Raw genomic sequence first — 24272 nt, forward strand, 5'->3', positions numbered from 1 at the left:
GGCGGAGGTGGGGGCGCGGGCGACCGCGTGCCCACCCCGCCGCGCTGCTCCACCCGCTCCTGAAAGACGCATCGATGACCGTCACACCTCCGACGGCGGGGGCCGAGACTCCTCGGCGCTCCCTCCGCTCCTTCCGCTCCAGCCGTGGACGCGAGACGTGGGCAGGTCTGGGCATGGTCGCACCGGCCGCCCTCCTGCTCACACTGTTCCTCATCGTCCCGGTGGTCCTCGCGTTCACTCTCTCCTTCACGAATGCGAGGCTCATCTCGCCGAACCCGCCTCGCTTCGTCGGGGTAGACAACTTCATTCGCGCCTTCACCGCTGACCCGCTCTTCGTGCAGTCGATCGGCAACACGGCGATCTTCGCGCTCATCGTCGTGCCCGTGCAGGCCGGCCTCGGCCTCGCGCTCGCGGTGCTCGTGAATCGAAAGCTCCGCGGCACGACGTTCTTCCGCGTCGTGTTCTTCATTCCCGTCGTGACCTCGATCGTCGTCGTCTCGATCCTGTGGAAGTTCCTCTATCAGGAGGACGGGCTCATCAACTCGATGATCGACGCCGTGACGTTCGGGCTGTGGAGCGGGAACGATTGGCTCAACGACCCCTCGACGGCGCTCGGCGCGATCATCGTCATGTCGATCTGGCAGGCCGTCGGGTTCCACATGATCATCTGGCTGTCGGGGCTGCAGACGATCCCCGAAGAGCTCTACGAGGCGGCCCGCATGGATGGCGCCAGCCCGTGGCGCCAGTTCACCAACGTCACGTGGCCGGGGCTGCGCCCGACGATGGTCTTCGTGCTCGTCACCATCACGATCGCCGCCCTCGGGTTGTTCGTCCAGATCGACGTCATGACCCAGGGCGGTCCGCAGGGCGCCACCTCGACGGTCGTGTACCACGCTGTGCGCAAGGGCTTCGGTCAGCAGGAGATCGGCTACGCGGCCGCGATCTCGCTCATCTTCTTCGTGGCCGTGCTCATCATCGCGCTCATCCAGCGTCGCATCACCCGGGAGAAGGACTGATGACCGCCACCGTCGACAACCACACCGAGACGGGGCGGCCGGCGTCGCGCTCCGCTCGCGCCCCGCGCACGGCTGCTGCGGGCCGCCGATGGGGCACGGCGGCGACCTATATCGCCATGTCGGTGCTCGCCGTGATCTTCCTGTTCCCGCTCGTGTTCATGTTCGTGTCGAGCCTCAAGCCCGACGCGCAGATCCTGCAGGACCTCGACTCTCCGCTCGCCTTCCTCCCCGTCGGCGACATCAGCCTCGACAACTACTTCGGGGTCTTCGACCGGGTGCCGGTCGCGCAGTTCATGTTCAACTCGGTGCTCGTGACGGTGCTGACCGTCGGGCTCGGGCTCATCGTCAACTCGATGGCCGGTTTCGCCCTTTCGCGGCTCGCGTGGCGCGGCCGGCTCGTCGTGCTCGCCGTCATCATCGCGACCCTCATCGTGCCGTTCGAGACCATCGCGGTGCCGATGGTCTACTGGGTCGCCCAACTGCCCACACTCGTCTTCGAAGGCGGCGTGCTCAAGTACGACTTCGGCTGGTTGAACACCTACGAGGTGCAGATCGTGCCGTTCATCGCGAATGCGTTCTCCATCTTCCTGTTCACGCAGTACTTCTCCACGATCCCGAAGTCGCTCGACGAGGCTGCGCGGATCGACGGGGCGAGTTGGTTCAGGATCTACCGCCGCATCATCGTGCCGCTGTCGGGCCCGGCATTCGCGACGGTCGCGATCCTGACCTTCCTGCCTGCATGGAACCAGTACCTGTGGCCGCTCATGGTCGTGCAGCGAGAGAACCTCCGGCCCGTCATGGTCGGCATGCAGTACTTCTTCCAACTCAACACCGCCTGGGGTGAGGTCATGGCGTACACGTCGATGATCACGATCCCCGTGCTCATCGTCTTCCTGATCTTCCAGCGCGCCTTCGTCAGCTCGATCGCCGCGAGCGGAGTGAAGGGATGAAAGGAAACACCGTGTTCGATCTTCCCGACTCGTGGGTATGGGACTTCTGGTTCGCCGACGACGGCGAGCAGTACCACCTCTTCTTCCTCTACGCCTCGCGCGCGCTGCACGACCCGGAACGGCGCCACTACCGCGCCTCGATCGGTCACGCGACCTCGCTCGACCTCGTCGAGTGGACACGGGGACCGGATGCCCTCGTGCGCGGTGACGCTCCTGCGTTCGACGACCTCGCCACCTGGACGGGTTCGACGGTGCGGCACCCGGACGGGACGTGGTTCCTCTTCTACACGGGCGCGAGCCTGAGCGACGGGGGCAAGAACATCCAGTCGATCGGGTACGCCACCTCGTCAGACCTCGTCGAGTGGCACAAGGCACCGCATCCGGTGCTGAACGCGCAGGCCCCCTGGTACGAGACGGTCGACAGCGGCGCGTGGCACGACGAGGCCTTCCGCGACCCGTGGGTCTTCCCCGACCCCGAGGGCGACGGGTGGCACATGTACGTCACGGCGCGTGCACCTCATGGACCCGTCGAGGGCAGGGGAGTGATCGGCCACGCGTGGTCGGCCGATCTTCGCGAGTGGGAGTTGCGTGAGCCGTTGAGCGTGCCCTCCGACGACGGGTTCGGACAGTTGGAGGTCGTTCAGGTCGAGGTCGTCGACGGTCGCCCCGTTCTCCTATTCTCCTGCCTGGCGGAGCACTCGATGCCGTCGCGGCGGCCGGCTGCGGGCGGCACATGGGCGGTGGCCGCAGACAGTGTGCTCGGACCCTTCGACATCTCTCGCGCCGAACCCTTGACCGGTGACGACCTCTATGTGGGCAGGCTCCTGCGCCGCCGCGACGATGGGCGATGGTTGCTGTTCGCCTTCCGCAACCGTGGTGATGACGGGCACTTCGTCGGGGGGATCACCGACCCGATGCCGGTCGAATGGGTCGAGGGGCGTCTTGCCGTGCGTGAAGCCCTGGCCGGCAGGCGTTCGTAGACTGGAGCGATGCGACCGCTCACCGAAGCCGACGTCCGGGCATCGTTCGTCAACGCGGACGCGGAGGAGTTGCGGATCATGGAGATGCCGCATGACTTCCTGCTCGTCGATTGGGACTACCTCGACTTCTTCGCCTGGTCGGATCCGAATGCGAGTCGCCGCGGCTACGTCTTGATCCCGCTGGAGGAGACGGTCGTCGGGATCGTGCTCCGGGCCACCGGGCCCGGGCGCGGACGATCGGGGATGTGCGACATCTGCCACACGATGCAGCCCGGCAACCAGATCTCCCTGTTCTCCGCACGCCGCTCGGGCCAGGCCGGGCGGCGCGGCGATTCGGTCGGCGCCTACATGTGCGCCGACCTCTCCTGCCACGAGAACGTACGTCTCGCGCACCCGTTGGCACCGAACGAGGTCAGGGCACCGGGGCAGGCCGACCTGCGCCTGGACGGGACACACCGCCGGATGGAGCGCTTCGTCTCGCAGGTCTGGGAGCGCAGCTGATCGCGGCTACGCTGGACCTACACGTCCTGTGCTCGAAGGAGACGCCATGAGTGATGCCATCCTGTTCGCCGTCGAAGAGGGGATGGCCCGGCTCACGCTGAACCGCCCCGCCCGCCTCAACGCCTTCAACGCCGACCTCGCACATGCGTGGAAGGACGCGACCGCCGAGGCGACATCGCGCGCCGACGTGAAGGCGATCCTGATCGATGCGTCCGGCCCCGCCTTCTGCGCGGGAGGCGATGTGATCGACATGGCCACGACCATGGGAGCTTCCGGAGCGGAGATCACCGCGCTCGCCGAGGTCATCAACACCGGTATCCGTTCCCTGACGGAATCGACGGTTCCCGTGGTCGCCGCCGCGCACGGCACGACGGCGGGCGGGGGGCTCGGCATCCTGCTCTCGAGTGACTATGCGGTCGTCGGCTCGCGGTCGAAGCTCGGGAGCCTGTACGCCAACATCGGCCTGACGCCCGACCTCTCGGTGTCGGCCCAGCTCGCGCGCGCCGTCGGTCAGAGGCGCGCACTGCAGCTGGTGCTGCAGGATCGTCTGCTGTCGGCCTCGGAGGCGCTCGACTGGGGACTCGTGGCCGAGGTCGTCGAGGGGGAGGACTCCGTGGCCGAGGCCGCCCTGGTGCGGGCGCGTGGCGAGGAGATCGCCCGTTTCTGGCTGGCGGGGGCCGCCGACGCGTACGGACAGGCGAAGCGATTGGTCCGTTCCCAGCCCGAACGCTCCTTCGCCGAGCAGTTGAGCGAGGAGGCCCGCTCGATCGGCGCAGCGCTGGAGACTCCGGACGCGCAGGCGCGGGTGGCTGCATTCGCCGCCTCGGCCGCCAAGAGGGCCGGCTGACTTCTTCTGCTCCGCCCCGTGCGGACGGTGACTTTCCCCAACCCGTGCGGTGGCCGCGGTATCCGGCGGTGGGCGTGGCAGGATGAAGGCATCGCCGCTCGACGAGAGGATCGCCATGTCCCAGCCGGACATCACCACACCGCAGCCGCAGAGTGAGAAGAAGAACATGTCGCTGCTGATCCGAGGCTCTCTCTGGATCGCCATCGGCGCTCTGATCGCCGCTGCACTCGTCTGCGTCGTCTGGGTCCTCATCGGGGACCAGGACGGACTGATCGGCCGAGCCTTCCTCACGATCCTCCTCCTGGCGGCCTTCGCGGGGATCGCGATCGCCGAGGCGGGGCTCGCCCCGAACCGTCCCGACTGGCTGCAGCTGGCCAGCATGGTGAGCTGGATCGTCGCGCTCCTCGTCGGCGCCGTCAAGATCTGGCTCCCCGAAGACGGCATGTACTTCGGCGCCGAGCGCTTCTTCCAACTGCTGCTGGTCATCGGCATCCTGCAGCTCGCGCTCGTCCACGTGCGACTGTTCACACCGGCTGCCCAGCGCTACGTCACCACGTTCACACGAGTCATCTACATCGTCACGATCACGTTCCTCGGTGGCCTCGTCGGCATGCTCGTGTTCTTCCTCGCCTTCCCGAACACGTTCGAGTACGGCGCGCTGTACTGGCGGATCGTCGTCGCCCTCACGATCCTCGTCGCCGTCGGCACCACGCTCATCCCGCTCCTGAACGCGCTCTTCGCGCCCAAGAAGACACCGGCCACGCCGGGCGTCGGATCCGCGCCGTCCTGGCCGACCTATGCCGACGGCATCACCCCGCTGCCGGTGCTCCCCGACTCGTCGCCCGATTGGACGGCGTACTACACCGGGTACCCGACGGTCACGGCACAGCAGTCGCTCCCGGCGGCCCCGGCCGCGAGCTTCCCCGTCGTGCCGCAGCCGGTGGAGCAGGCGTACGCACAACCCGCGCCGCCGCAGGCCCCCGGTGTGCACACGATGCCGCCGACGCCCGGTGCCGTGGAGCAGCCCCCGGCGCCGAGGCAAGAGCCCTCTGCGTTCCCGCCTCCCCCGCCCGCGCCGCAACCGCCCGCGCCGCAGCAGCCCGCGCCGTGACCCTCGCCGGAGAGCTCGGCGAACTCGCGACGGAGATCGCGCGCGAAGCGGGAGACCTCGCGCGCAGACGCCGACAAGAGGGTGTGCGTCTGGCGGCGACCAAATCGACGCTCGCCGACATCGTCACGGAAGCGGACCGCGAGGTCGAGGCGCTCATCCGCGATCGCCTACGCGCTGCCCGCGCGGAGGACGGTTTTCTCGGTGAGGAGTCCGGGGCCGAGGTCGGAACGAGCGGGATCACCTGGGTCGTCGACCCGATCGACGGCACCGTGAACTATGCGTACGGCATCCCGGCCTACAACGTCAGCATCGCCGCCGTCCGAGGCGAGCCCGACCCCGAATCCTGGGAAGCTCTCGCCGCCGCGGTCAACGCGCCCGCGCTCGGTGAGATGTTCACCGCAGCCCTCGGTCACGGTGCGTGGTCAGACGGTGCCCGGCTCTCGGTCACGGCGGAGACGCCCGCCGGAGCGCTCCTGGCTACCGGCTTCGGCTACGACCCTGCAACCCATGAAGGCGACCTCGCCACGGTGGCGCGGGTGATGCCGATGGCACGTGATGTCCGTCGGATGGGAGCGGCCGCTCTTGACCTCGCGTATGTCGCTGCGGGTCGGCTCGACGGCTACTTCGAGCGCGGGTTGCGTCCGTGGGACCATGCCGCCGGTGGGCTCCTGGTGTCGGAGGCCGGTGGAGTCGTGTCACGCACCGACGTCAATTCCCCGCGGCCCATGCTCGTCGCGGCAGGACGCGCCGTGCACGACCGACTGCTCGCGATCCTGGGAACGGAAAAGTGAATGATCCATGGCTTTCCCAGGGTGGCCAGGGTAGTGTTTTACCCGATCGTTACTCTCACCACCCGAAGGTGAGAGTTTGAGTTTGCGCCCCCGAGCTGACGCACGACCCGAGAGAAACGCTTTGCCCTTCGAGAATCCCGAGGCTGCCTCTGCGCCCACGCGCCGGTCCAGCCGACTCCGCATCGCGGCCTCCGAGGCCTCTGCGGCGGGAACGACGGGACCCCTCTCCACGGCTGATTCCACTGCCGTCGCCCTCGCCGCCGTTGCTCCTCTCTCTCGTCGCGCTGCTCGCCAGCGCCAGGCAGCCGGCGCGGACGCCGCCGAGGTTCCGGCCGAGCCGTTCATCGCCACGACTCCCGCGCCGATCATCGCCGACGTCCCGGCATCACCGGTCGTCGTCGACACCGCCGCTGACTCCGTCGATGCCGCAGACCCTGACACGGTCGCGCCTCCCGTGGAGTCGCCGGCACCGGCGGCACCCGTCGCGGCGGCCGCGCCCGAAGATGATGTCGACGAGTTCGAGCGCGCATCCCGCGCCTTCCGCACGGGCTCGGTTCCTGTTGTTCCGGCGTCCGTCCGGACATCGGCCACGCACACGCCTGCGTCCGCGCCCGCGGAGGCGAGCGAGTCCTCCGAGCCCGAGTCCGCGCACGTCGCGCCGCGCCGTCCACGCAGCATCCGCAAGCTTGTGACCGTGGGGGCGACCGTCGGTGTGATGAGTCTCGCCGGACTCCTCGCCGTGTCCATGACGCTTCCCGCGGAGGCTGTGGCGGCGGTGCAGGGCCGCACCGCGATGGCAGCGACCTCGTTGGTCTCGTCCGCAGGTTCCGACGCGAAGGATTCTGCCGCCGCAGAGATCCAGGCATTCGTCGCACCGGGCGCAGTCGAGAACGAGTCTCTCGCTCGTTCGGATGACTTCAGCACGGTTTCGCTGGTCGAGGTCGCCGCCGAGCAGGGCATCAACTACTCGGGTGAGGTCTTCACGAACGACCCCGATGCCGCCATCCAGTGGCCGTTCCTCGTCGGGGTCGGCATGAGCTACGGATACGGCATGCGCAGCGGTCGTCTGCACGAGGGCATCGACTTCGTCCCCGGCGACGGTGCGCCCATCCAGGCGATCGCCGACGGCACCGTCCGCATCGCGACGGAGCAGGGCGCAGCCTACGGTGTCACGGTCTACATCGACCACGTCATCGACGGCCAGGTCATCACCAGCCACTATTCGCACATGCAGTACGGGTCTCTGCAGGTCAAGGCGGGCGACACCGTGAAGGTCGGCGACATCGTCGGTAAGACCGGCAACACCGGCCGCTCGTACGGCGCTCATCTGCACTTCGAACTCATCGTCAACGGATCGACCATCGATCCGATGCCGTGGCTCAAGGCGAACGCTGGTCGAACCTCGTATTGACCCGCCTCGATTTCATGGGGACGCCACAGTGATGGTATTCTCGTACGGTTGCCCCGCGCGGGCAGCACGCCCCGATAGCTCAGTGGCAGAGCACTTCCATGGTAAGGAAGGGGTCGTCAGTTCAATCCTGACTCGGGGCTCGCAGCATTCTTCTCACACGGATGGATGCGGTGCGGCAGGGTAGCTCAGTTGGTGAGAGCGCACGACTCATAATCGTGAGGTCGCGGGTTCAAGCCCCGCTCCTGCTACAGATTCAAACCCCCGGATTTCCGGGGGTTTTGTCGTATGCGGCCGCCGAGCAGCCCCGGCCGACGAGAAACGCAGACATCCGACCTTTCCCTTGACAGGGTCTCGGCGCGCGGACATCATGTCCTGTGGACGTCGTCACGAGGAGAAGCATGCGCATCGCCCTGCATTCAGTGATCGCCGAGGGGGCGATCGAGGACTATCGGTCCCATCACGCCCGGATCCCGGATTCTCTGCGCGACCTGTTCGACGTCGCGGGGATCCACGACTGGACCATCTGGCGCTCGGGGCGCAACCTCTTCCACCTCGTCGAGTGCGACGACTTCGAGGCGACGATGCGCATCGTCGAGGCCTCCCCGGCGAACGATTCTTGGCAGGCCGACATCGGGCGCTTCGTCGAGGGGTTCCACGGTCCGGACGGTGAAGAGGGGTTCACGCCCATCGAACAGGTCTGGGCACTCGCGGCGCAGCGCGCCACCGGCAGCTGAGCGCACCGGGCGGTCGCGTGTCACCGGAAGGGGTTCCGACCGGGATCCGATCGCCGTGGCGGCGGGTGATGCGGGATCTGGATCGGACGCGTCGCACGTGAGGCGTCCTGGAACCGTCGCACCGCGTGCAGGACCTCTTCCGCGGACGAGTAGCGCAACGCGAGCGGGAGGTCGCGCCGCCAGAGCACCTCGACCTCGGTCGGGGCATCTTCGAAAATCGTGCAGACGACGCGGCGGTGGTCGTCCGTCGGGTAGTGCAGATCGTGGATCGCCCAGTCGGTCGCCGTGACCTGCACCAGGCTGAACCTTCGGTCCGGATCGTGCTCCATCATTCTCCTAGCTGTCCCCACGGTGAAGCATGCGCGATCAGCGCCCGGAGGGGGAGCCCCTTGACAGATGCCCGAGACTTCTTCGGATCATTTTGTGACGTTTCTCGGTCGGCATCCGTCTTAGGGGTGTCGCTGACCTGCGGCCCGCACTCCTCAACGGAGGCGGAGACATGGATGAAGGAGCTCAAGATGGCGAACGTGACTGGTGGCGCCCAGCCCAAGGCTCAGGTCGTCGCACCGCAGTCGGGGACCGCTGCGGGCAAGACGACGATCGAGGACGCGGTGGTGGCGAAGATCGCCGGCATCGCCGCACGCGAAGTGGCGGGCGTGTATGCACTCGGCGGAGGAGCCGCCCGAATGGTCGGTGCGATCCGTGACGCCCTCAACACGACCGATCTCTCTCAGGGGATCAGCGTCGAGGTCGGCGAGACGCAGGTCGCGGTCGACGTGACGATCGTCGCGGAGTACCCGGTCTCGCTCCAGAAGGTCGCGGACGAGGTTCGCGCGGCCATCCACCGCGCGATGGTGGAGCTGGTCGGCATGGAGGTCGCCGAGGTCAACGTGACCGTGAACGACGTGCACATCCCCTCCGATGACGAGGACGAGGGCACGCAGGAGGCGCGAGTCCAGTGAATGCATCGGTGATCGGCGCGGCGGCCGCCGCAGTGCTGGCGCTCACCTGGGTGGCCCTGGGGTTCTGGGCGTTCCTGCTCGTGGCGTTGGCGATGCTGCTCGGAGCGGTCGCCGGCCGCATCATCGACGGCCGGCTCGACGTCCGCGCACTCGCCGAGGTCTTCCGAGGCCGGCGCTCCTCGTCATGACCGACGAGGAGGCGGCTCCCGCGCCGGAGGACGTCGTCGTGGGGACGACGACCATCACGGCCCGTGCGCTGCAACGACTCGCCGTCGGCATCGTGCACGACGTCGCTCGGGTGTCGACCCGTGACGTCGGGGTGCAGCTGTCCGACCGGCGAGGTGCCGTGCGGATCTCGGTCACCGTCCCGGTGGCCCCGGAGCACGGACTGAACCTGGTCGACAGCGGCGAAGAGCTTCGGCGGGACCTGATCGAGAAGATGCAGACGCTGGCCGGTCGTGAGGTCAGCACCGTGGACATCCGATACTCGGGCGTCCGCCGCAGCACGGAGAAGAGGGTGAGATGACGAACGAACAGGCGATGTACCGGCGCGTGCTCCGTCGGGAGACGCACGCGCCCCGCACCATCCCGGCTGCGGTGGTCGCATCGATCGGCGTCGTCTCGGGCCTCGCTCTCCTCGCGGGAGGAGTGTGGTGGGTCGTCGACGCGGGCTTCCGTGACAGGGTCGCTCGAGAGTTCGATGCGCTCGCCGCAGGAGCAACGGCACAGGCTGTGCCCTTCGGGGTGGGCGTACTCGTCGTGCTTCTCGCTCTCGTGCTCCTTGCGCTCGCGGTCCTTCCGGGACGTCGCCACCGTCGTGCGCGAACGACCGAGCGCACCGCTCTGCTCGTGGACGACGGGGTGATCGCTGACTCGGTCGCCGAGGCCGTGGCCCGACGCGTGGGCGTCGATCGTGGACGCGTGGCCGTGACCGTCGGCAGGCGTGACGTCGCAGTCAGGATCACCCCCACCAGTGGCGTCCCCGTCGATCGGTTCGGAGCCGAGACGGCTGTCAAGGACGTGCTCTCGGGGATCGGATTCGTCGCGGCTGCTCGCGTCAGCGTGGATGCGCAGGGAGTGATCGCATGAACGCCACGAACCGCCTGATGAATCGACTGCTTCTCTTCGTCACCGGCGCGATCCTGCTGGCGGCGGGCGGTCTCGCCCTCGCCGCGGGGGTGCTCGCCGGCGGGGACGCGCCCCCGTGGCTTCGGCGCCCGGCATCTGTGATGTCGGCCGCGGTGGAGACCGCTGCGACGTGGACGTGGCAGATCCCGGGCGTCGGTCCGGTATCCACTGTCGTGCTGCTCATAGCGGCAGCGGCCGTGCTCCTCGTCATCGCCCTCATCGCTTTCCTCGCCACGCGGAGACGCGGCAGGGCGAAGGCCGTGCTCGAGGTCGATGGCGCAGGCGGACGGACGACGGTCGATCGGAACGTGGCCGAGGAAGTGCTGACGGACCCGCTGATCCGCCGACCCGACGTGCTCTCCGCCCGCGCGGCTGCATACCGCGTCGGAAGGAAGCATGCCGTCGCCTTGGCGATCACCGTGCGACCCGGTGCTCCCCTCGGTGCGATCGTCGCCGCGACGGAGAAGGCCGTTCGAGAGTGGGACCACCTCCTGGGTGCCCGCATCCCGATCCTGGTGCATCTGTCGGATCGCCGGTGGCGCGATGCGTTCCGGTCGCCCACGAGGGTGCAGTAGGCGGTGTGACCGCCGCAAGAGACCAACACGCGGAGACACCGCGTGAGTATCCGACCTCGAACCCGGGGTCGCTGAGGAAAGGAGACGCCATGGGCGCAGAAGACAAGATCAAGGCCGCTGCGGAGAAGATCGCCGGAAAGGCGAAGGAGACCGTCGGCAAGGTGATCGACGACGACAAGCTCGTCGCCGAGGGCAAGGCCGAGCAGGCCAAGGGTGGTGTCCGTGACGCGGCAGAGGACGTCAAGGACGCGTTCAAGAAGTGACGGGTACGGGGAGAGGCTCGTGCGAGCCTCTCCCCGATCTCGCGCGGATAGGCGGGAAATGATCCGATCTGATCGGGCGTCCGTTCCGAATTGCCTAGAGGGGCGGATCGAGGGGTGGGGTGGATGGAAGACGAACGCTTTCGCAGGGCGCTCGAGCACGCGGACGACGCCATCGTCGCCGGTCGTGCGATGGATGGGGACGTCGAGGCGTTCGCGGTCCTTGTGCGTCGGTACTCGCCGATGATGCGCGCATACACACAGCGGATGCTGAACGCCTCAGCCGATGTGGACGACATCGTGCAGGAGACGTTCGTGACCGCCTGGCAGCGATTCGGCGAGCTCGACGATCCGGCGAAGGTGAAGAGCTGGCTGATGAGGATCGTGAGCAGGAAAGCGGTCGACCGCATCCGCGCGACCCGGCCCGCCGTCGACATCGATTCGATCGACAGGCCGGCACCGCTGCACGCGTCACCGTCCGCAGTGGTCGAGGTGCGAGCGGGGGTCGCGGCGCTCGGCGCAGCGCTTCGAGAACTGCCCGACGCGCAGCGGGAGTGCTGGATCCTGCGGGAGATCGGCGGCTACTCGTACGAGGAGATCTCAGAAGAGCTCGGCATTCCGGTCTCGACGTCAAGGGGGCTGCTCGCCCGAGCCCGAAGATTCATGATCGTACGGATGGAGGAGTGGCGATGACCGACGACAAAGAGACGCCGAAGGCCCGCCGGCTCAGCCTGGCGCCGACCGATCTCGACGGGCACACACTCGACGAGCTCACCGACTACCTGGAGGCAGGAAGGCAGCCCGCCGATCGTTCGATCGACGAGTCGCCCGGCTGTCAGCTGGCGCTCGACGCGCTGGAGCGCCTGCACGGACTCGGCGCTGAACTGATCGCGGCGGAGACCGCGGCTGAGCCGGAGGTCGACGAGAGCTGGGTGGACCGCATCCTCAGCGGCATCGCGATCGACGCCCGTGCGGGCCGTCGGATTCCCTTCGCCTCCATCGACCCGGACGTGGACCTCGGGATCACCGAGGGCGCCGTGCGTGGCCTCATCCGCGCCGCGGAGAAGGTGGTGCCCGGACTGCTGGTCGGACGGTGCCGACTCGACGGCGACGTCACGACCGCGAACGCCCCGATCCGTGTCGAGATCGACGCGAGCGCGATGCACGGGCAGTCGATACCGGTGGTCGCCGAGCGGCTGCGGACCGAGGTCGACCGCAGCCTCCGCGCACACACCGAGCTCAACATCGTCGCGATCGACATCGCGATCCGAGGCATCCGGGAGGTGTCGTCATGGACCGACGAGCGATGATGACGCCCGAAGCCTGCGCAGAGCTGGCCGCGTCGATCGAGGAGACGATACGGACGACACCGGGTGTCCGGAACGTCTATCGGTCGGGGTCCCTGATCTCCAACCTGTTGCGCGTGGGGGCCGCGGCCCTGGGCGTCCGCAAGGACGACGAACCGATCGTGGCGGTGGCCCCGGCCGGCGAGGGCGTCGCCGTCGAGGCGTCGATCGGTGTGGATGAAGACGCCCCTTCGGGCGAGACCCTGCGCGCCGTCCATGCCGCCGTCGCCGCGCTCCTCGCTACGCGCGGTGTGGGACACGACAGCATCACACTCACCGTGGTGCACGTCCAGTCCCGCGCGACGACGTAGCGGCGGATGAGGCAACCGAGTGCCGCTCCCGGCGGGGAGCGGCACTCGCGCGCGGTGCGGCTCAGGCGACCGCGCGCAGGCCCTCGACGAGCGGAGTGGTCGGACGGCCGATCAGGCGGGCGAGCGTGCCGTCGGTGTCGGCGAGCGCGCCACCCTTGATCCCGGCGTCGAGCGCGGCGACGAAGCCGGCCGTGCCTTCGTCGAGCCCGGCGTCGCGGAGTGCCGCGACCTGATCGTCCGAGGAGACCGGGACGAAGGTCACCGGGCGCCCGGTGATCTCGGAGAAGGCCGCAGCGAGATCGGAGTACGTCCAGGCGACGTCGCCGCCCAGCTCGTAGACCTCTCCGATGTGACCGTCTTCGAGTGCCACGACGGCGGCGGCCTCCGCGAAGTCCCTGCGGCTGGCCGAGGCGACTCGTCCGTCTCCGGTGCCTGCGGTGAGCACCCCGGTCTCGGCGGCACGTGCGAGGTCGGCGGCGTAGTTCTCGGTGTACCAGTTGTTGCGGAGGATCACCGCGGGCAGTCCCGCGGCGGCGATGAGCTCTTCCGTCGCCTTGTGCTCCAGTGCCAGGACGAGGTCGCTCGAGGTCGCCTTCGGAGCGCTGGTGTAGACGAACTTGGTGACACCGGCGGCCTTCGCCGCGTCGATGACCGTCCGATGCTGGGGAACGCGCTGGCCGACCTCGGATCCGGAGACCAGGATGACCGTGTCGACGCCGTCGACGGCTGCGGCCACGGAGGCGGCGTCGGTGTAGTCGAGGTGAACACTGCGCACGCGTGGATCGGCGACCTTCGTCGTGTCGCGCGCACCCGCGACGATCGACTGCGGGTCCGCGCCGCGCTCGAGGAGGCTGTCGATGATGAGGCGGCCGAGGTTGCCGGTCGCGCCGGTGACGAGGATGGTCATGGGGGTCCTTTCGTAGGTGACACACTCGACAACCCCGGGGTGGTGATTCGGCATTCCAATCTGCGGGTACCCACTTTGAAGTAAGGTACCCACATGACGGTAAGTTTCGCGCAGATCAAGGAATCGACACCCTTCGCCTTCGATCAGAACTGCGGCACACGTGTCGTCCTCGATCACATCATGAGCAAGTGGGGCGTCCTGGTCCTGTCGTGCCTGTCCGATGGCACACACCGCTGGGGTGCGCTGCGTCGTGAGGTCGACGGCATCAGCGAGAAGATGCTCGCCTCGACGCTGCGCACCCTCGCCGATGACGGACTCGTGCACCGGGAGTCGCTGCCGACCGTGCCGCCCCACGTCGAATACAGCCTGACACCGCTCGGTCGCGACCTGATGGAGCGGATGCTCCCGCTGATGGAGTGGGTCGCCGACCACGCCGACGGCATGCTCGGACGAGACTGAACTTGCGGATTCCGTCGTGGGAGGCGGTCTCTTGCTTCGAATTCTGACGGTTTCAGAAACCCGTTGACGCGATAACCGCGGTGGCCTTACTGTTCTGACATGGCAGCAACGACGCCGATTCACCTGGAACGACCCGATGGCAAGGGTCTCGCTGCGGGAACACTGGGATTGTGGGGATCCACCGTCATCGGTCTCGCCTCCACCGCCCCCGTCTACTCGCTCGTCGCGACGCTCGGATTCGTCGTGCTCGCGGTGGGGGCTCAGGCTCCGATCGCCTTCATCATCGCGTTCGTCCCGATGCTCCTGATCGCTTTCGCCTACCGTGAGCTCAACAACGCCGTTCCCGACTGCGGCACCACCTTCACCTGGGGCACCAAGGCCTTCGGGCCGTGGGTCGGCTGGATGGGCGGCTGGGGCGTCGCGGTCGCCGGCATGGTCGTGCTCGCGAACCTGGCCCAGATCGCCTCGGTCTACTTCTGGTCGCTGATCGGACAGGACCTGGAGAACAACGACTGGCGCGTCGTCGTCGTCGCCGTCGCTTTCATCGCCGCCATGACGTGGGTGAGCTGGCGCGGTGTCGAGATCGGCGAGCGCATCCAGAACATCCTGCTCGGCATCCAGTACCTGGCGCTGGCCATCTTCGTCGTCACGGCGCTGTGGCAGTTCTTCGCCGGGACGGCCCCGAACCCGACCCCGTTCGACTGGGAGTGGCTGAACCCGTTCGCCTTCACCGACTGGTCGGGCTTCACCGAGGCGATCCTCCTCGCGCTCTTCATCTACTGGGGCTGGGACACCTGCCTCGCGCTGAACGAGGAGACGAAGGACCCGAAGCGCATTCCCGGTCGCGCCGCACTGCTCACCACCGTCATCCTCCTCTTCACGTACGTCGCGGTCACGATCGCGGCGATGATGTACGCCGGCCTGGGGGAGGACGGCACGGGACTCGGCAACGAGGCGAACGCCGACGACTTCTTCCTCGCGATCAAGGACGGCCTCCTCGGACCGTTCGGTTGGGTCCTCGTCGTGTCGGTGATCATCTCGGCGATCTCGTCGACGCAGACCACCATCTTGCCGACCGCCCGTGGCACGCTCGCGATGGGGGTCTACCGCGCGCTTCCCGCCAAGTTCAAGCAGGTGCACCCGACGTACAAGACGCCGTCGTTCTCGACGATCGTCATGGGCGTGGTCGCCTCCGTGTACTACATCGGCATGACCTTGATCAGTGACAACATCCTGCAGGACTCGATCCTGTCGCTCGGTCTCGCGATCGCCTTCTACTACGCCATCACCGGTTTCGCGAGCGTCTGGTACTTCCGCAAGGACCTGACCGCCTCGGCGCGTGAGTTCTTCTTCAAGGGGCTGTTCCCCCTGCTCGGCGGGCTCATGCTGACCTGGGCGTTCGTGCAGTCCGCGATCGACATGTGGGATGTGGACTACGGCTACACCGTGCTGTTCGGCATCGGCGGCACCTTCGTGATCGGCGTCGGCTCACTCGCCTTCGGCCTGGTGCTGATGTTCGTCTGGTACCTGTTCCCCCGGTCCAAGCGCTTCTTCCGTGGTGAGAGCCTGAACCGCGACACCCAGGTGATGGTGCCCGATGAGCCCGCGGTGACGATCCGATCGATCGACGGCGGCATCTGAGGATGACGGTCGCCACCGCCGACCTCTACGACGAGCTCGAAGAGGGGATCCAGTCGCTCTCGCTCCAGTTCCGCTCGTTCGGGCTCAGAACGGCGTTCGACGGGCCGATCCGCACCGTGCGCTGCTTCGAGGACAACGCGCTCGTCAAGAAGGTGCTGGCGACGCCGGGGCGAGGCGCGGTGCTCGTGGTCGACGGCGGAGGCTCTTTGCAGACGGCGCTGATGGGGGACCTGATCGCCGCGTCGGCAGTGTCGAACGGGTGGGCGGGGGTCGTGATCAATGGTGCGATCCGCGACCGCGTCGCGATCGACGCCCTCGATCTCGGGGTCAAGGCGCTGGGGACGAATCCGCGCAAGAGCGCGAAGCTCGGCACCGGCGAGAGCGATGTCCCGCTCGTGATCGGGGGCGTGGTCTTCCGGCCCGGGGCGCATCTGTACAGCGACGAAGACGGGATCCTGGTCGAACGCTGAGCGGCACTCATCGGCTCCGGGGCGCTTGTCCTAGGCTTGCTGCGTGCGCATCCGGCTCGACATCGCCTACGACGGCACCCACTTCCGCGGGTGGGCGAAGCAGCCGACGCTCCGCACCGTGCAGGGGACTCTGGAAGCCGCCCTGGCCCGGATCGTCGGCTCCGACGTGCAGTTCGTCGTCGCGGGACGCACCGACGCCGGAGTGCACGCGAGCGGTCAGGTGGCCCATGTCGACCTCGACGAGAAGCAGTGGTCGCGCATCGAGTCCCGACAGGGCCGCGCGCCGCTGGAGCCCGCCGAGACCATCGCCGGTCGCATGCGGGGCGTGCTCGGTGCGTACTCGGATGTGACGGTCACCCGCACCTCGATCGCCCCGGAAGGTTTCGACGCGCGCTTCTCGGCGGTCTGGCGCCGGTACCGCTACCGTCTCGCCGATGCCCGGACCGGGTTCGATCCGCTGCGCCGGCACGACACGACGACCGTCCGCGGTCGGCTCGACGAACAGGCCATGGACGCCGCAGCGCGCACCCTCATCGGCCTGCACGACTTCGCGGCGTACTGCAAGCCTCGCGAGGAGGCGACGACCATCCGCACGCTGCTCGACTACCGCTGGGCCCGCGACGCCGAGGGTGTGCTCGTCGCCGAGGTCAAGGCCGATGCGTTCTGCCACAGCATGGTGCGCGCGCTCGTGGGGGCGTGTGCCGCCGTGGGGGAGGGGCGGCTCGGTGTCGATGATCTCGTCGTGCTGCGCGATGCGCTCACCCGGACCAGTGAGTTCAAGGTGCTGGCCGCGCGCGGGCTGATCCTCACCGAGGTCGGCTACCCCGCCGATGACCTGCTCGCCGCGCGCGCGACCCAGACCCGCGCTCGTCGTGACGGGGCGAGCGGCTGAGATGTCGACGCCGACCGAGGGCCGGCCGAACGCGTTCGCGGCGGCTCTGCGGGCGGCGATCTCCGAGCGCGGCATCACCCTGTCCCGCCTGCGCCGGCAGCTCGCGGACGACGGCAACACCGTGTCCATGGCCACCCTGAGCTACTGGCGGTCAGGCGACCGCCAGCCGGAGGGCCCTCAGTCGCTCGCGATCGTCGAGGGTATCGAGGACCGGCTCCGACTGCGTCGGGGTCATCTCCGTTCCCTCCTCGGTCCGTCCGCTCGGCTCGGTGTGGTCCCGCCTCCTCGACTGCCGTTCGATGAGGAGCGCGAGAACCGGGAGACGGCCGAGACTCTCGCCGCGTTGCGCTCGGCACCGCAGGAGGGGCTGCGGGATCTCTCGACGCACCTCACGGTGCAGGTGGGGACGGACGGTGCCGTCGCGAGCATCGTGATGCGCTCGCTCGTCCAAGCGACCCAGGGGGTCATCAGTGAGCTCCCGCTCGTCGACGTCGCCCCGGAGGAGACGGATGTGCTGTCCGTGATCTCGGATGTCGTCGGCGGGCGCGTGGATCGGGAGCATCTGCACCCCGGGCGACTCGTCTCGGGAGTCGTCATCGCCCTCGACGACCCGATCACGGTCGGCGACACGACGCTCTTCCAATTCACGGAGACGTTCCCGCCCGGCTACCCGGCACGGCAATCGGCGTGGCATGCGCTGTCCCGGCCGGCCAGGGAGACACTCATCTGGGTGAGGTTCCACCCCGATGCGCCGCCGAGCTGGTGCGAGGAGTACGCCGAGACGGAGGACGACTACGTGAGCACCATGCGTTCCGTGCGCAGCGGTTCCGTGCACGCCTCCCGGCACGGATTCGGTCCGGGGATCCTCGGCATCCGCTGGGGGTACGACCGCGATCCGGAGCCGGGGCACAGCAGGGGCGAGTAGCGTGGGACGGTCATGAAGGTCATCTCGTACAACCTCCAGAAGCATCGGGCCGCGGGCGAACTCGCGGCGCTGGTCCGCGAGCACGACCCCGACATCCTCTGCCTCCAGGAGTGCGATGTCCCCGAGCTTCCCGCGCGGATCGGCGATCTCGAACTCGCCGACGCCACACAGGGCAACCGCCTCGGCCTCGCCCTGTTCTATCGGTCGAGTTCGTACCACCTGCAGTCCATCCGCACGCTCGGGCTGAAGAAGTCGCTGCATGACCGGATCGCCAAGCCCGCCCACGAACGCGTGCTCGGTGCGCGACTGCGCGACATCGACGACGGCCGGGACTTCATCGTGGCCTCCTTCCACGCGGCACCGCTGACCGCGTTGAACTCGTTGCGTCGTCACCAGATCCGTGCCGCGCTCACCGAGCTCGCGGCGCTCGGTGAAGGGCTGCCCCAGCTGATGGTCGGCGACTACAACTACCCGATCTTCAAGGAGAACCTCGGACAAGCCGTCCGCAACCACGGCTATGCCCTGTCGCTGAGTGACGACCACACCTACACGCGCTATCGGGTGTTCCGCGGGCACTACGACTTCGCGACGTCGGCCGGGTTCGAGATCGAACGCATCACGACCCTGCCCCAGGGCGCGAGCGACCACCGGCCGATCCTCGTGACGGTCAAGCCCGACTGAGCAGTGCGGTTTGGGCATACCGCACCAGGTGGCGTATGATTTCCCTTTGGTGCCTTTACCCGCGTGCGGGAGAGGGCATCGTCCGAACGTGAGCCCTCCACTGGCGTGTTCCCCTCTCTACCCGCTCGATGAGCCGGAGAGGACGAACCACCCCGGAGTGGGATTCACGAACTTCTCCGTTCGACACAAGAAAGCAGCACTATCGTGACGCGCACTTACACTCCCAAGGCTGGCGAAGTCCAGCGCGATTGGGTCGTCATCGACGCCACCGACGTCGTTCTCGGCCGCCTCGCCTCGCACGCCGCCACTCTCCTGCGTGGCAAGCACAAGCCGACCTTCGCCAACCACATCGACTCGGGTGACTTCGTCATCATCGTGAACGCGGAGAAGGTCGCGCTCACCGGTCAGAAGCTCCAGAAGAAGCTGGCTTACCGTCACTCCGGCTACCCGGGTGGTCTGAAGTCGGTCACCTACGCCGAGCTCCTCGAGAAGAACCCGGTCCGTGCCGTGGAGAAGGCCATCCGTGGCATGCTCCCGAAGAACAGCATCGGCCGCCAGCAGCTGTCGAAGCTCAAGGTGTACGTCGGTGCAGAGCACCCGCACGCCGCGCAGCAGCCGACGCCGTACACCCTCGACCAGGTCGCCCAGTAAGCGCCGTAAAGACTTAAGGACATACTCGTGGCTGACATCCAGGACACCACCGAAACCCCCCAGAACTTCTCGACGTCGACTCCGGAGACCGACGTGGTCGAGGCGGCTCCCCGCCCCGTCCTCAGCGTCCCCGGTGCCGCTGTCGGCCGTCGCAAGCAGGCCATCGCCCGCGTGCGCATCGTCCCCGGCTCGGGCACGATCACGGTCAACGGCCGCACGATCGAGGACTACTTCCCGAACAAGCTGCACCAGCAGCTCATCAACGACCCGTTCACGGTGCTGAACCTCGCCGGTGCATACGACGTCATCGCTCGTATCTCCGGTGGTGGCCCCTCGGGTCAGGCCGGCGCACTCCGCCTCGGCATCGCTCGTTCGCTGAACGGCATCGACGAGGAGAACAACCGTCCGACCCTGAAGAAGGCCGGCTTCCTCTCCCGTGACGCTCGCGTCAAGGAGCGCAAGAAGGCTGGACTCAAGAAGGCCCGCAAGGCGCCTCAGTACTCGAAGCGTTAAGGTCCACTGCTCCGATGCCGATCTTTGGCACGGACGGCGTGCGAGGACTCGCCAATGGCACCCTCACCGCCGACCTGGCGCTCACCCTGGCCCAGGCGACTGCTGTCGTCCTGGGCCAGGGCCGTACTGCGGAGGCCCGCAAGGCCGAGGGCAAGCGACTCACCGCAGTTGTCGCCCGGGACCCCCGGGTCTCCGGACACTTTCTGACCGCGGCCGTCTCCGCAGGTCTCGCCTCCTCGGGCGTCGACGTGCTCGAAGCAGGGGTCATCCCCACGCCGGCGCTCGCGTTCCTGGTGGCCGACCGCGATGCCGACTTCGGCGTCATGATCTCGGCGTCGCACAACGCGGCCCCCGACAACGGCATCAAGATCTTCGCCAGAGGCGGACGCAAGCTCCCCGACGTGGTCGAGCAGCGCATTGAAGAGGCCATGCACGGGGAGATGCTGCGTCCCACCGGTGCCGGCGTCGGTCGGATCGACCGGTTCTCCGACGCTGAGGACCGCTACGTCGTGCACCTTCTCGGCTCACTGCCGAACCGTCTGAACGGCATCCACGTCGTGCTCGACTGCGCCCATGGCGCGGCCTCCGGTGTGTCGCCGGAGACGTTCCGCGATGCGGGTGCCGAAGTCACCGTCATCGGCGCGGACCCTGACGGCTGGAACATCAACGACGGGGTCGGTTCGACCCACCTCGACAACCTCGCCGAGGCCGTCGTGCGTCTGGGAGCCGACATCGGCATCGCCCATGATGGCGACGCCGACCGATGCCTGGCCGTCGACGCCGAGGGCAAGGTCATCGACGGAGACCAGATCATGGCGATCCTCGCGGTGTCGATGAAGGAGCGCGGCCACCTCACCGACGACACCCTCGTCGCGACCGTGATGAGCAACCTCGGACTCCACGTCGCGATGCGCGAGCACGGGATCACGATCCGGCAGACCGCTGTCGGCGACCGGTACGTGCTCGAGGACATGAACGAGGGCGGGTACGCCCTCGGTGGTGAGCAGTCGGGCCATGTCATCATGAGCGAGTATGCGACCACGGGGGACGGCATCCTCACGGGCCTCCACCTCGTCGCGGAGATGGCGCGGCAGAAGAAGACGATCGCCGAGCTCGCCTCGGTGATGACCGTCTACCCGCAAGTGCTCATCAACGTGCGCGACGTCGACAAGGACCGCGTCTCCGAAGACGAGGTCGTGCAGCAGGCCGTGCGCGACATCGAGACCGAGCTGGGAGACACCGGTCGCGTGCTGCTGCGCAAGTCCGGCACCGAGCCGCTCGTCCGCGTCATGGTGGAGGCGGCCGACGCCGAGTCGGTGCACGCCTACGCAGGACGCCTCGCGGAGGTCGTCCAGGAGCGTCTCGCGCTCTGAGGCCCGTTGTCCTTCGGAACCGGTCGGTGGCTGATACAGCGCCCGACCGGTTCTTCGTTCACCGTGAAGCCCCCTACTCTAGGGGGCCGCGCAGATGGGGTAGAGGTCGCTGTCGACGAGCGTCTCGGTCGTGCACGCGAGACTCGTGAGCCGGGGAACGCCCGCCATCGCCGGCGCATCGAAGAGGCCGACATGCGCGCCGGTGAGCACGATGGGCGGGACGGCCGCGCCCCACGGATCCGCGGCGAGCCACTCCACGTCATTGTCGGTGACCCAGGCGGTCAGCGGCACGACGGCGGCTCTCTGACGCTCCAGGGTGAGCGCCCGGGGCTCGAACGACGACGCGACGTGCACGGCAGCGCCCCCGGCGACGACGGCGGCCAGGAGCGACGCGGCGACGACACCGAAGATGCGCAGGACGCCGCGTCGGGGAAGTCGCGCGACAGACCAGACGGCGACGGCGCCGAGGACCGGGAAGAACGCGTAGACGGCAGGGGCGGGGTGCCGCACCCACAGTGGCAGCCGCGAGGCCGTCGCCCACCAGCCGATGAAGGCGAGTGCGCCGACGAGCGCCGCGAGGGCGTACGCGATCACGACGCGTTCGGTCTCCGTCGCGGTGCGCCATCGCCGGACGATGCCGACCACGGCGAGGGCGATGGCCAGGAGGGCACCGAGCACGGCGAGCGTCGGAGGCAGGGACCAGGAGCCGGCGAGGGCGTCGAGCTTCTGCAGCACCGTGGTCGCCGCGTCGTCCTGGCCACCGCTCCGGACGAAGTACGCGAGGTCGCGCAGGTGCTTCACATAGCCCGAGAAGCCGAGCGAGACCAGGGCCGCCAGTTCGACGAGCAGTGTCGGTACGGCGACCAGCAGCAGCGGCAGCCACGATCGCCGCAGCGTCTCGCGAACCCGTGCCCACCCTGCGCCGTCCGAGAGCACCCACAGGGCCACGGCGAAGGCCGGGAGGACGAGGATCGCGATGAGCTTCGTCTGGATCGCCAGCCCGATGAAGAGACCAGCCAGCCACGCCCGGCGGGGGAGCACGAGGAGCGCCCAGACGATCAGGGCTGCCGCCGGGATCTCGCCGAGGAGGTCGGCCGGCCCCTGGATCGGGGAGATTCCGGCGTCGGCGGTGAAGGCGAGGGGCACGGCCACGGCGAGCAGCGCGGCCCAGCGACCGCCGATGCGTCGTCCGAGCACCGCGAGACCCAGGAGCAGCACGATCCAGAAGCCCAGCGGGACGAGCCGGGAGGCCAGCACCGGATCGATCCCGGTCGCGAGGAGTGCAGCGACCGGGAGGAGCACGACCGGTCCCGTGGAGATGCGCGGGTCGAACGGAGTTATGGTCGAGCCGGAGAGCGCGCCGTCGCTGGAGTAGCCGAGCCCGTCGAGCAGATTGCGGGAAACGGTGAGGTTGAAGGCCTCATCCTCCCAGAACGGCCACACCACGAGACTGTGCCAGGCGATGATGACGTGCCCGATCAGCAAGGCGGCCGCGGCCACCCAGAACACGATCGTGCGTGCGCGGGTCATCGCGCGACGGTCTCCGGTCGATTGATGTTGCGCAGCGGAGCGGACGGCCGCAGGGAGAGTTCCCATGCTTCGACGAGTGCAGTGCGGACGAAAAGGCGCAGGCGCTTCGGGGGGAGGGCGACGGTGCTCCCGCGTCCCCACATCGTGCCGGTGGCGGAAGCGCCGCGGCGGGGGATGCTGTCGACCCGCAGATAGCGCACCGTGAACCCCGCGCGGGCCTCGGCCAGAGAGAAGTGCACGTGCGGCACCGATGCATCCGGTGGGGTGGCCTCGACCAGGGCCCGCAGGGCTGGCGTGCGGTACGCCCGCAGCGGGGTGTTCACATCCGGGATCCGGCGCCCGGCGGCCAGCGCGATCAGAAGACCGACGGCGCCCGTGAGCACCTTGCGGTACCAGGGGTCCGTTCGTCCGTCGCGGACGCCGTGGACGACGTCGGCGTTCTCGGTGTCGAGCGCGGCGAGCAGCCGAGGGAAGTCGCGACCGTGGAACTGCCCGTCGCCGTCCACGTGCACGAGCACATCGGGCTCCACTGCAAGCCCGGCGCGATAGGCCGCGAGTGCGGTCGGACCGTGCCCGCGGTTGAGGGGCTGCACCTCGACAGCGACGTCCTCGACGTCGTCGAATACCGTGGCGGTCCCATCGGTCGAGTGGTCGTCCGCGATATGGAAGGTCACGCGGTCGACCACCGGGGACACGGAGTCGCGGATCTCGTCGATGAAGTCGCGGATGCCTTCGGCCTCGTTGTAGGCGGGCATGACGACGGCGAGGTGGCGGAGGGTCACGGGGTCCTTGGGGTGGCGAGGTGCGCGGGGAACAGGAAGTAGCCTAGTTGAGCTATGGATCTTCCCACCCGACTGCGTCGGCTCGCCGGCGTCGGCAGCCGGTTCCTGGTCGTGGGCGCGCTGAGCACGCTCATCGAGGTGGGGGTCTTCAACCTCCTGGTGTTCGTGTGGGGCTGGGATGTCGTCGCCGCGAAGATCGTGGCCTCGCTGGTCGCGCTCGTCAACGCCTACATCGGCAACCGGGAGTGGACCTTCCGTCACCGTGATCGGCGGGGGAGGACCGCGGAGGTCGTTTTGTTCCTCGCCACGAACGCCGTCTGCACCGCCCTCGGCGCTGTTCTCGTCTGGGTGGGGGTCGAAGGCGTGGAGGCGATTCTCGGACGAGAGCCGGGCGCTGTCGCGGTCAACCTCGTGAACCTGACGAGCATCGTGATCGTGGTCCTGCTGCGCTTCGTACTTTATCACGGCATCGTCTTCCGGACGTCGCAGAAGCCTTGACGATCACGCGGTGACGTCGGCGATATG

At 68.1% G+C, this 24272-nt stretch carries 32 protein-coding genes and 2 tRNA genes; 30 read left to right on the forward strand and 4 right to left on the reverse strand.

The features are described from left to right. The first annotated feature begins 74 nt into the window (after nucleotides 1-74). The 11 genes from LRQ07_RS03980 to LRQ07_RS04030 all read left to right on the forward strand — a co-directional run bounded on the left by LRQ07_RS03980 (nucleotide 75) and on the right by LRQ07_RS04030 (nucleotide 8341). The gene (locus LRQ07_RS03980) at nucleotides 75-1016 is read left to right on the forward strand and encodes a carbohydrate ABC transporter permease (protein ID WP_256535897.1); all 942 of its coding nucleotides are present in this window, start codon (nucleotides 75-77) and stop codon (nucleotides 1014-1016) included. Then, nucleotides 1016-1966: a carbohydrate ABC transporter permease gene (locus LRQ07_RS03985; RefSeq protein WP_134353075.1), complete on the forward strand. Its 951-nt coding sequence runs from the start codon at nucleotides 1016-1018 to the stop codon at nucleotides 1964-1966. The genes LRQ07_RS03980 and LRQ07_RS03985 overlap by 1 nt, the downstream gene beginning before the upstream one ends. An 11-nt stretch (nucleotides 1967-1977) precedes the next feature. Continuing rightward, entirely contained in the window at nucleotides 1978-2946 is a 969-nt protein-coding gene (locus LRQ07_RS03990; RefSeq protein ID WP_413775544.1) for a glycosyl hydrolase family 32, read from the forward strand. 9 nt (nucleotides 2947-2955) lie between these two features. After that, nucleotides 2956-3447 (forward strand): FBP domain-containing protein, encoded by a 492-nt coding sequence (locus LRQ07_RS03995; protein ID WP_256535899.1) that lies wholly within the window; start codon nucleotides 2956-2958, stop codon nucleotides 3445-3447. A 46-nt stretch (nucleotides 3448-3493) separates the two neighbouring features. Beyond that, nucleotides 3494-4294, forward strand: coding sequence for an enoyl-CoA hydratase/isomerase family protein (locus LRQ07_RS04000; RefSeq protein ID WP_256535900.1), 801 nt, complete (start codon nucleotides 3494-3496; stop codon nucleotides 4292-4294). 115 nt (nucleotides 4295-4409) lie between these two features. Further along, complete coding sequence (locus LRQ07_RS04005; RefSeq protein WP_256535901.1) at nucleotides 4410-5405, forward strand: hypothetical protein; 996 nt, start codon at nucleotides 4410-4412, stop codon at nucleotides 5403-5405. Beyond that, nucleotides 5402-6196, forward strand: coding sequence for an inositol monophosphatase family protein (locus LRQ07_RS04010; RefSeq protein ID WP_256535902.1), 795 nt, complete (start codon nucleotides 5402-5404; stop codon nucleotides 6194-6196). The genes LRQ07_RS04005 and LRQ07_RS04010 overlap by 4 nt, the downstream gene beginning before the upstream one ends. A gap of 121 nt (nucleotides 6197-6317) precedes the next feature. Next, complete coding sequence (locus LRQ07_RS04015) at nucleotides 6318-7607, forward strand: M23 family metallopeptidase (protein ID WP_256535903.1); 1290 nt, start codon at nucleotides 6318-6320, stop codon at nucleotides 7605-7607. Between the two features lie 68 nt (nucleotides 7608-7675). Then, nucleotides 7676-7747 (forward strand) — tRNA-Thr (locus LRQ07_RS04020). 34 nt (nucleotides 7748-7781) lie between these two features. Further along, nucleotides 7782-7855 (forward strand) — tRNA-Met (locus tag LRQ07_RS04025). Between the two features lie 150 nt (nucleotides 7856-8005). After that, nucleotides 8006-8341, forward strand: a complete 336-nt coding sequence (locus tag LRQ07_RS04030) for an L-rhamnose mutarotase (protein WP_131491807.1) — start codon at nucleotides 8006-8008, stop codon at nucleotides 8339-8341. Nucleotides 8342-8361: 20 nt separating this feature from the next. On the opposite strand, the gene LRQ07_RS04035 is transcribed toward LRQ07_RS04030, so the two are convergent. Then, the gene (locus LRQ07_RS04035) at nucleotides 8362-8670 is read right to left on the reverse strand and encodes a hypothetical protein (RefSeq protein WP_047520811.1); all 309 of its coding nucleotides are present in this window, start codon (nucleotides 8668-8670) and stop codon (nucleotides 8362-8364) included. Between the two features lie 189 nt (nucleotides 8671-8859). Here LRQ07_RS04035 and LRQ07_RS04040 point away from each other — a divergent pair, with 189 nt between their 5' ends. From LRQ07_RS04040 to LRQ07_RS04080, 9 genes are all read left to right on the forward strand, one after another. Beyond that, nucleotides 8860-9303 (forward strand): Asp23/Gls24 family envelope stress response protein, encoded by a 444-nt coding sequence (locus LRQ07_RS04040; protein WP_047520882.1) that lies wholly within the window; start codon nucleotides 8860-8862, stop codon nucleotides 9301-9303. After that, nucleotides 9300-9491 carry a DUF2273 domain-containing protein gene (locus LRQ07_RS04045; protein ID WP_047520813.1) on the forward strand — a complete coding sequence of 64 codons (192 nt, stop codon included), beginning with the start codon at nucleotides 9300-9302 and terminating at the stop codon, nucleotides 9489-9491. Before LRQ07_RS04040 ends, LRQ07_RS04045 begins: the two co-directional genes overlap by 4 nt. Then, complete coding sequence (locus LRQ07_RS04050; RefSeq protein ID WP_047520815.1) at nucleotides 9488-9829, forward strand: hypothetical protein; 342 nt, start codon at nucleotides 9488-9490, stop codon at nucleotides 9827-9829. The genes LRQ07_RS04045 and LRQ07_RS04050 overlap by 4 nt, the downstream gene beginning before the upstream one ends. Next, a complete protein-coding gene (locus tag LRQ07_RS04055; protein ID WP_256535904.1) occupies nucleotides 9826-10392 on the forward strand; it encodes a hypothetical protein in 567 nt (188 codons plus the stop codon). Before LRQ07_RS04050 ends, LRQ07_RS04055 begins: the two co-directional genes overlap by 4 nt. Beyond that, a complete protein-coding gene (locus LRQ07_RS04060) occupies nucleotides 10389-11006 on the forward strand; it encodes a hypothetical protein (RefSeq protein ID WP_256535905.1) in 618 nt (205 codons plus the stop codon). The genes LRQ07_RS04055 and LRQ07_RS04060 overlap by 4 nt, the downstream gene beginning before the upstream one ends. A gap of 89 nt (nucleotides 11007-11095) precedes the next feature. Beyond that, complete coding sequence (locus LRQ07_RS04065) at nucleotides 11096-11269, forward strand: CsbD family protein (RefSeq protein WP_047520821.1); 174 nt, start codon at nucleotides 11096-11098, stop codon at nucleotides 11267-11269. 123 nt (nucleotides 11270-11392) lie between these two features. Continuing rightward, entirely contained in the window at nucleotides 11393-11959 is a 567-nt protein-coding gene (locus LRQ07_RS04070) for an RNA polymerase sigma factor (RefSeq protein ID WP_047520823.1), read from the forward strand. Continuing rightward, entirely contained in the window at nucleotides 11956-12576 is a 621-nt protein-coding gene (locus tag LRQ07_RS04075) for a hypothetical protein (protein WP_256535906.1), read from the forward strand. The genes LRQ07_RS04070 and LRQ07_RS04075 overlap by 4 nt, the downstream gene beginning before the upstream one ends. Then, a complete protein-coding gene (locus tag LRQ07_RS04080) occupies nucleotides 12558-12923 on the forward strand; it encodes a hypothetical protein (protein ID WP_131491813.1) in 366 nt (121 codons plus the stop codon). The genes LRQ07_RS04075 and LRQ07_RS04080 overlap by 19 nt, the downstream gene beginning before the upstream one ends. A 61-nt stretch (nucleotides 12924-12984) precedes the next feature. Here LRQ07_RS04080 and LRQ07_RS04085 read toward each other — a convergent pair whose 3' ends face one another. Further along, a complete protein-coding gene (locus LRQ07_RS04085; RefSeq protein ID WP_256535907.1) occupies nucleotides 12985-13830 on the reverse strand; it encodes an SDR family oxidoreductase in 846 nt (281 codons plus the stop codon). Nucleotides 13831-13923: 93 nt separating this feature from the next. Between LRQ07_RS04085 and LRQ07_RS04090 the strand changes: the two genes are divergently transcribed. From LRQ07_RS04090 to glmM, 9 genes are all read left to right on the forward strand, one after another. Beyond that, on the forward strand, nucleotides 13924-14289 hold the full coding sequence (locus LRQ07_RS04090) for a winged helix-turn-helix transcriptional regulator (RefSeq protein WP_131491815.1): 366 nt from the start codon (nucleotides 13924-13926) through the stop codon (nucleotides 14287-14289). Nucleotides 14290-14388: 99 nt separating this feature from the next. Beyond that, on the forward strand, nucleotides 14389-15930 hold the full coding sequence (locus LRQ07_RS04095) for an APC family permease (RefSeq protein WP_131491816.1): 1542 nt from the start codon (nucleotides 14389-14391) through the stop codon (nucleotides 15928-15930). Nucleotides 15931-15932: 2 nt separating this feature from the next. Further along, nucleotides 15933-16400 (forward strand): ribonuclease E activity regulator RraA, encoded by a 468-nt coding sequence (gene rraA / locus LRQ07_RS04100; protein WP_232762474.1) that lies wholly within the window; start codon nucleotides 15933-15935, stop codon nucleotides 16398-16400. 43 nt (nucleotides 16401-16443) lie between these two features. Then, complete coding sequence (gene truA / locus LRQ07_RS04105) at nucleotides 16444-17292, forward strand: tRNA pseudouridine(38-40) synthase TruA (protein ID WP_232762473.1); 849 nt, start codon at nucleotides 16444-16446, stop codon at nucleotides 17290-17292. A gap of 1 nt (nucleotide 17293) precedes the next feature. Continuing rightward, nucleotides 17294-18217, forward strand: coding sequence for a hypothetical protein (locus tag LRQ07_RS04110; RefSeq protein WP_256535908.1), 924 nt, complete (start codon nucleotides 17294-17296; stop codon nucleotides 18215-18217). Nucleotides 18218-18229: 12 nt separating this feature from the next. Further along, complete coding sequence (locus LRQ07_RS04115) at nucleotides 18230-18898, forward strand: endonuclease/exonuclease/phosphatase family protein (protein ID WP_047520836.1); 669 nt, start codon at nucleotides 18230-18232, stop codon at nucleotides 18896-18898. Between the two features lie 204 nt (nucleotides 18899-19102). Then, nucleotides 19103-19549: a 50S ribosomal protein L13 gene (rplM, locus tag LRQ07_RS04120; RefSeq protein ID WP_047520838.1), complete on the forward strand. Its 447-nt coding sequence runs from the start codon at nucleotides 19103-19105 to the stop codon at nucleotides 19547-19549. A 27-nt stretch (nucleotides 19550-19576) separates the two neighbouring features. Beyond that, nucleotides 19577-20062, forward strand: coding sequence for a 30S ribosomal protein S9 (rpsI, locus tag LRQ07_RS04125; RefSeq protein ID WP_017828210.1), 486 nt, complete (start codon nucleotides 19577-19579; stop codon nucleotides 20060-20062). 14 nt (nucleotides 20063-20076) lie between these two features. Further along, nucleotides 20077-21435 carry a phosphoglucosamine mutase gene (glmM, locus tag LRQ07_RS04130; RefSeq protein ID WP_256535909.1) on the forward strand — a complete coding sequence of 453 codons (1359 nt, stop codon included), beginning with the start codon at nucleotides 20077-20079 and terminating at the stop codon, nucleotides 21433-21435. 78 nt (nucleotides 21436-21513) lie between these two features. Here the strand turns inward: glmM and LRQ07_RS04135 are convergent, their stop codons facing one another. Beyond that, on the reverse strand, nucleotides 21514-22965 hold the full coding sequence (locus LRQ07_RS04135) for a hypothetical protein (protein ID WP_256535910.1): 1452 nt from the start codon (nucleotides 22963-22965) through the stop codon (nucleotides 21514-21516). Further along, a complete protein-coding gene (locus LRQ07_RS04140) occupies nucleotides 22962-23747 on the reverse strand; it encodes a glycosyltransferase family 2 protein (RefSeq protein WP_256535911.1) in 786 nt (261 codons plus the stop codon). Before LRQ07_RS04140 ends, LRQ07_RS04135 begins: the two co-directional genes overlap by 4 nt. A gap of 54 nt (nucleotides 23748-23801) precedes the next feature. Between LRQ07_RS04140 and LRQ07_RS04145 the strand changes: the two genes are divergently transcribed. Then, nucleotides 23802-24245, forward strand: coding sequence for a GtrA family protein (locus tag LRQ07_RS04145; protein ID WP_256535912.1), 444 nt, complete (start codon nucleotides 23802-23804; stop codon nucleotides 24243-24245). The last annotated feature ends 27 nt before the right edge of the window (nucleotides 24246-24272 follow it).

Source organism: Microbacterium sp. J1-1 (genome assembly GCF_024498615.1).
In the GTDB taxonomy this organism is placed as follows: domain Bacteria; phylum Actinomycetota; class Actinomycetes; order Actinomycetales; family Microbacteriaceae; genus Microbacterium; species Microbacterium aurugineum.

Excerpts from the sequence above, each read along its gene's own strand:
- LRQ07_RS03980 (WP_256535897.1), top strand. The coding sequence starts at position 75 with ATGACCGTCACACCTCCGACGGCGGGGGCCGAGACTCCTCGGCGCTCC.
- LRQ07_RS03985 (WP_134353075.1), top strand. The coding sequence starts at position 1,016 with ATGACCGCCACCGTCGACAACCACACCGAGACGGGGCGGCCGGCGTCG.
- LRQ07_RS03995 (WP_256535899.1), top strand. The coding sequence starts at position 2,956 with ATGCGACCGCTCACCGAAGCCGACGTCCGGGCATCGTTCGTCAACGCG.
- LRQ07_RS04000 (WP_256535900.1), top strand. The coding sequence starts at position 3,494 with ATGAGTGATGCCATCCTGTTCGCCGTCGAAGAGGGGATGGCCCGGCTC.
- LRQ07_RS04005 (WP_256535901.1), top strand. The coding sequence starts at position 4,410 with ATGTCCCAGCCGGACATCACCACACCGCAGCCGCAGAGTGAGAAGAAG.
- LRQ07_RS04030 (WP_131491807.1), top strand. The coding sequence starts at position 8,006 with ATGCGCATCGCCCTGCATTCAGTGATCGCCGAGGGGGCGATCGAGGAC.
- LRQ07_RS04035 (WP_047520811.1), bottom strand. The coding sequence starts at position 8,670 with ATGGAGCACGATCCGGACCGAAGGTTCAGCCTGGTGCAGGTCACGGCG.
- LRQ07_RS04040 (WP_047520882.1), top strand. The coding sequence starts at position 8,860 with ATGGCGAACGTGACTGGTGGCGCCCAGCCCAAGGCTCAGGTCGTCGCA.
- LRQ07_RS04050 (WP_047520815.1), top strand. The coding sequence starts at position 9,488 with ATGACCGACGAGGAGGCGGCTCCCGCGCCGGAGGACGTCGTCGTGGGG.
- LRQ07_RS04055 (WP_256535904.1), top strand. The coding sequence starts at position 9,826 with ATGACGAACGAACAGGCGATGTACCGGCGCGTGCTCCGTCGGGAGACG.
- LRQ07_RS04060 (WP_256535905.1), top strand. The coding sequence starts at position 10,389 with ATGAACGCCACGAACCGCCTGATGAATCGACTGCTTCTCTTCGTCACC.
- LRQ07_RS04065 (WP_047520821.1), top strand. The coding sequence starts at position 11,096 with ATGGGCGCAGAAGACAAGATCAAGGCCGCTGCGGAGAAGATCGCCGGA.
- LRQ07_RS04070 (WP_047520823.1), top strand. The coding sequence starts at position 11,393 with ATGGAAGACGAACGCTTTCGCAGGGCGCTCGAGCACGCGGACGACGCC.
- LRQ07_RS04075 (WP_256535906.1), top strand. The coding sequence starts at position 11,956 with ATGACCGACGACAAAGAGACGCCGAAGGCCCGCCGGCTCAGCCTGGCG.
- LRQ07_RS04080 (WP_131491813.1), top strand. The coding sequence starts at position 12,558 with ATGGACCGACGAGCGATGATGACGCCCGAAGCCTGCGCAGAGCTGGCC.
- LRQ07_RS04085 (WP_256535907.1), bottom strand. The coding sequence starts at position 13,830 with ATGACCATCCTCGTCACCGGCGCGACCGGCAACCTCGGCCGCCTCATC.
- LRQ07_RS04090 (WP_131491815.1), top strand. The coding sequence starts at position 13,924 with ATGACGGTAAGTTTCGCGCAGATCAAGGAATCGACACCCTTCGCCTTC.
- LRQ07_RS04095 (WP_131491816.1), top strand. The coding sequence starts at position 14,389 with ATGGCAGCAACGACGCCGATTCACCTGGAACGACCCGATGGCAAGGGT.
- rraA (WP_232762474.1), top strand. The coding sequence starts at position 15,933 with ATGACGGTCGCCACCGCCGACCTCTACGACGAGCTCGAAGAGGGGATC.
- LRQ07_RS04110 (WP_256535908.1), top strand. The coding sequence starts at position 17,294 with ATGTCGACGCCGACCGAGGGCCGGCCGAACGCGTTCGCGGCGGCTCTG.
- LRQ07_RS04115 (WP_047520836.1), top strand. The coding sequence starts at position 18,230 with ATGAAGGTCATCTCGTACAACCTCCAGAAGCATCGGGCCGCGGGCGAA.
- glmM (WP_256535909.1), top strand. The coding sequence starts at position 20,077 with ATGCCGATCTTTGGCACGGACGGCGTGCGAGGACTCGCCAATGGCACC.
- LRQ07_RS04135 (WP_256535910.1), bottom strand. The coding sequence starts at position 22,965 with ATGACCCGCGCACGCACGATCGTGTTCTGGGTGGCCGCGGCCGCCTTG.
- LRQ07_RS04145 (WP_256535912.1), top strand. The coding sequence starts at position 23,802 with ATGGATCTTCCCACCCGACTGCGTCGGCTCGCCGGCGTCGGCAGCCGG.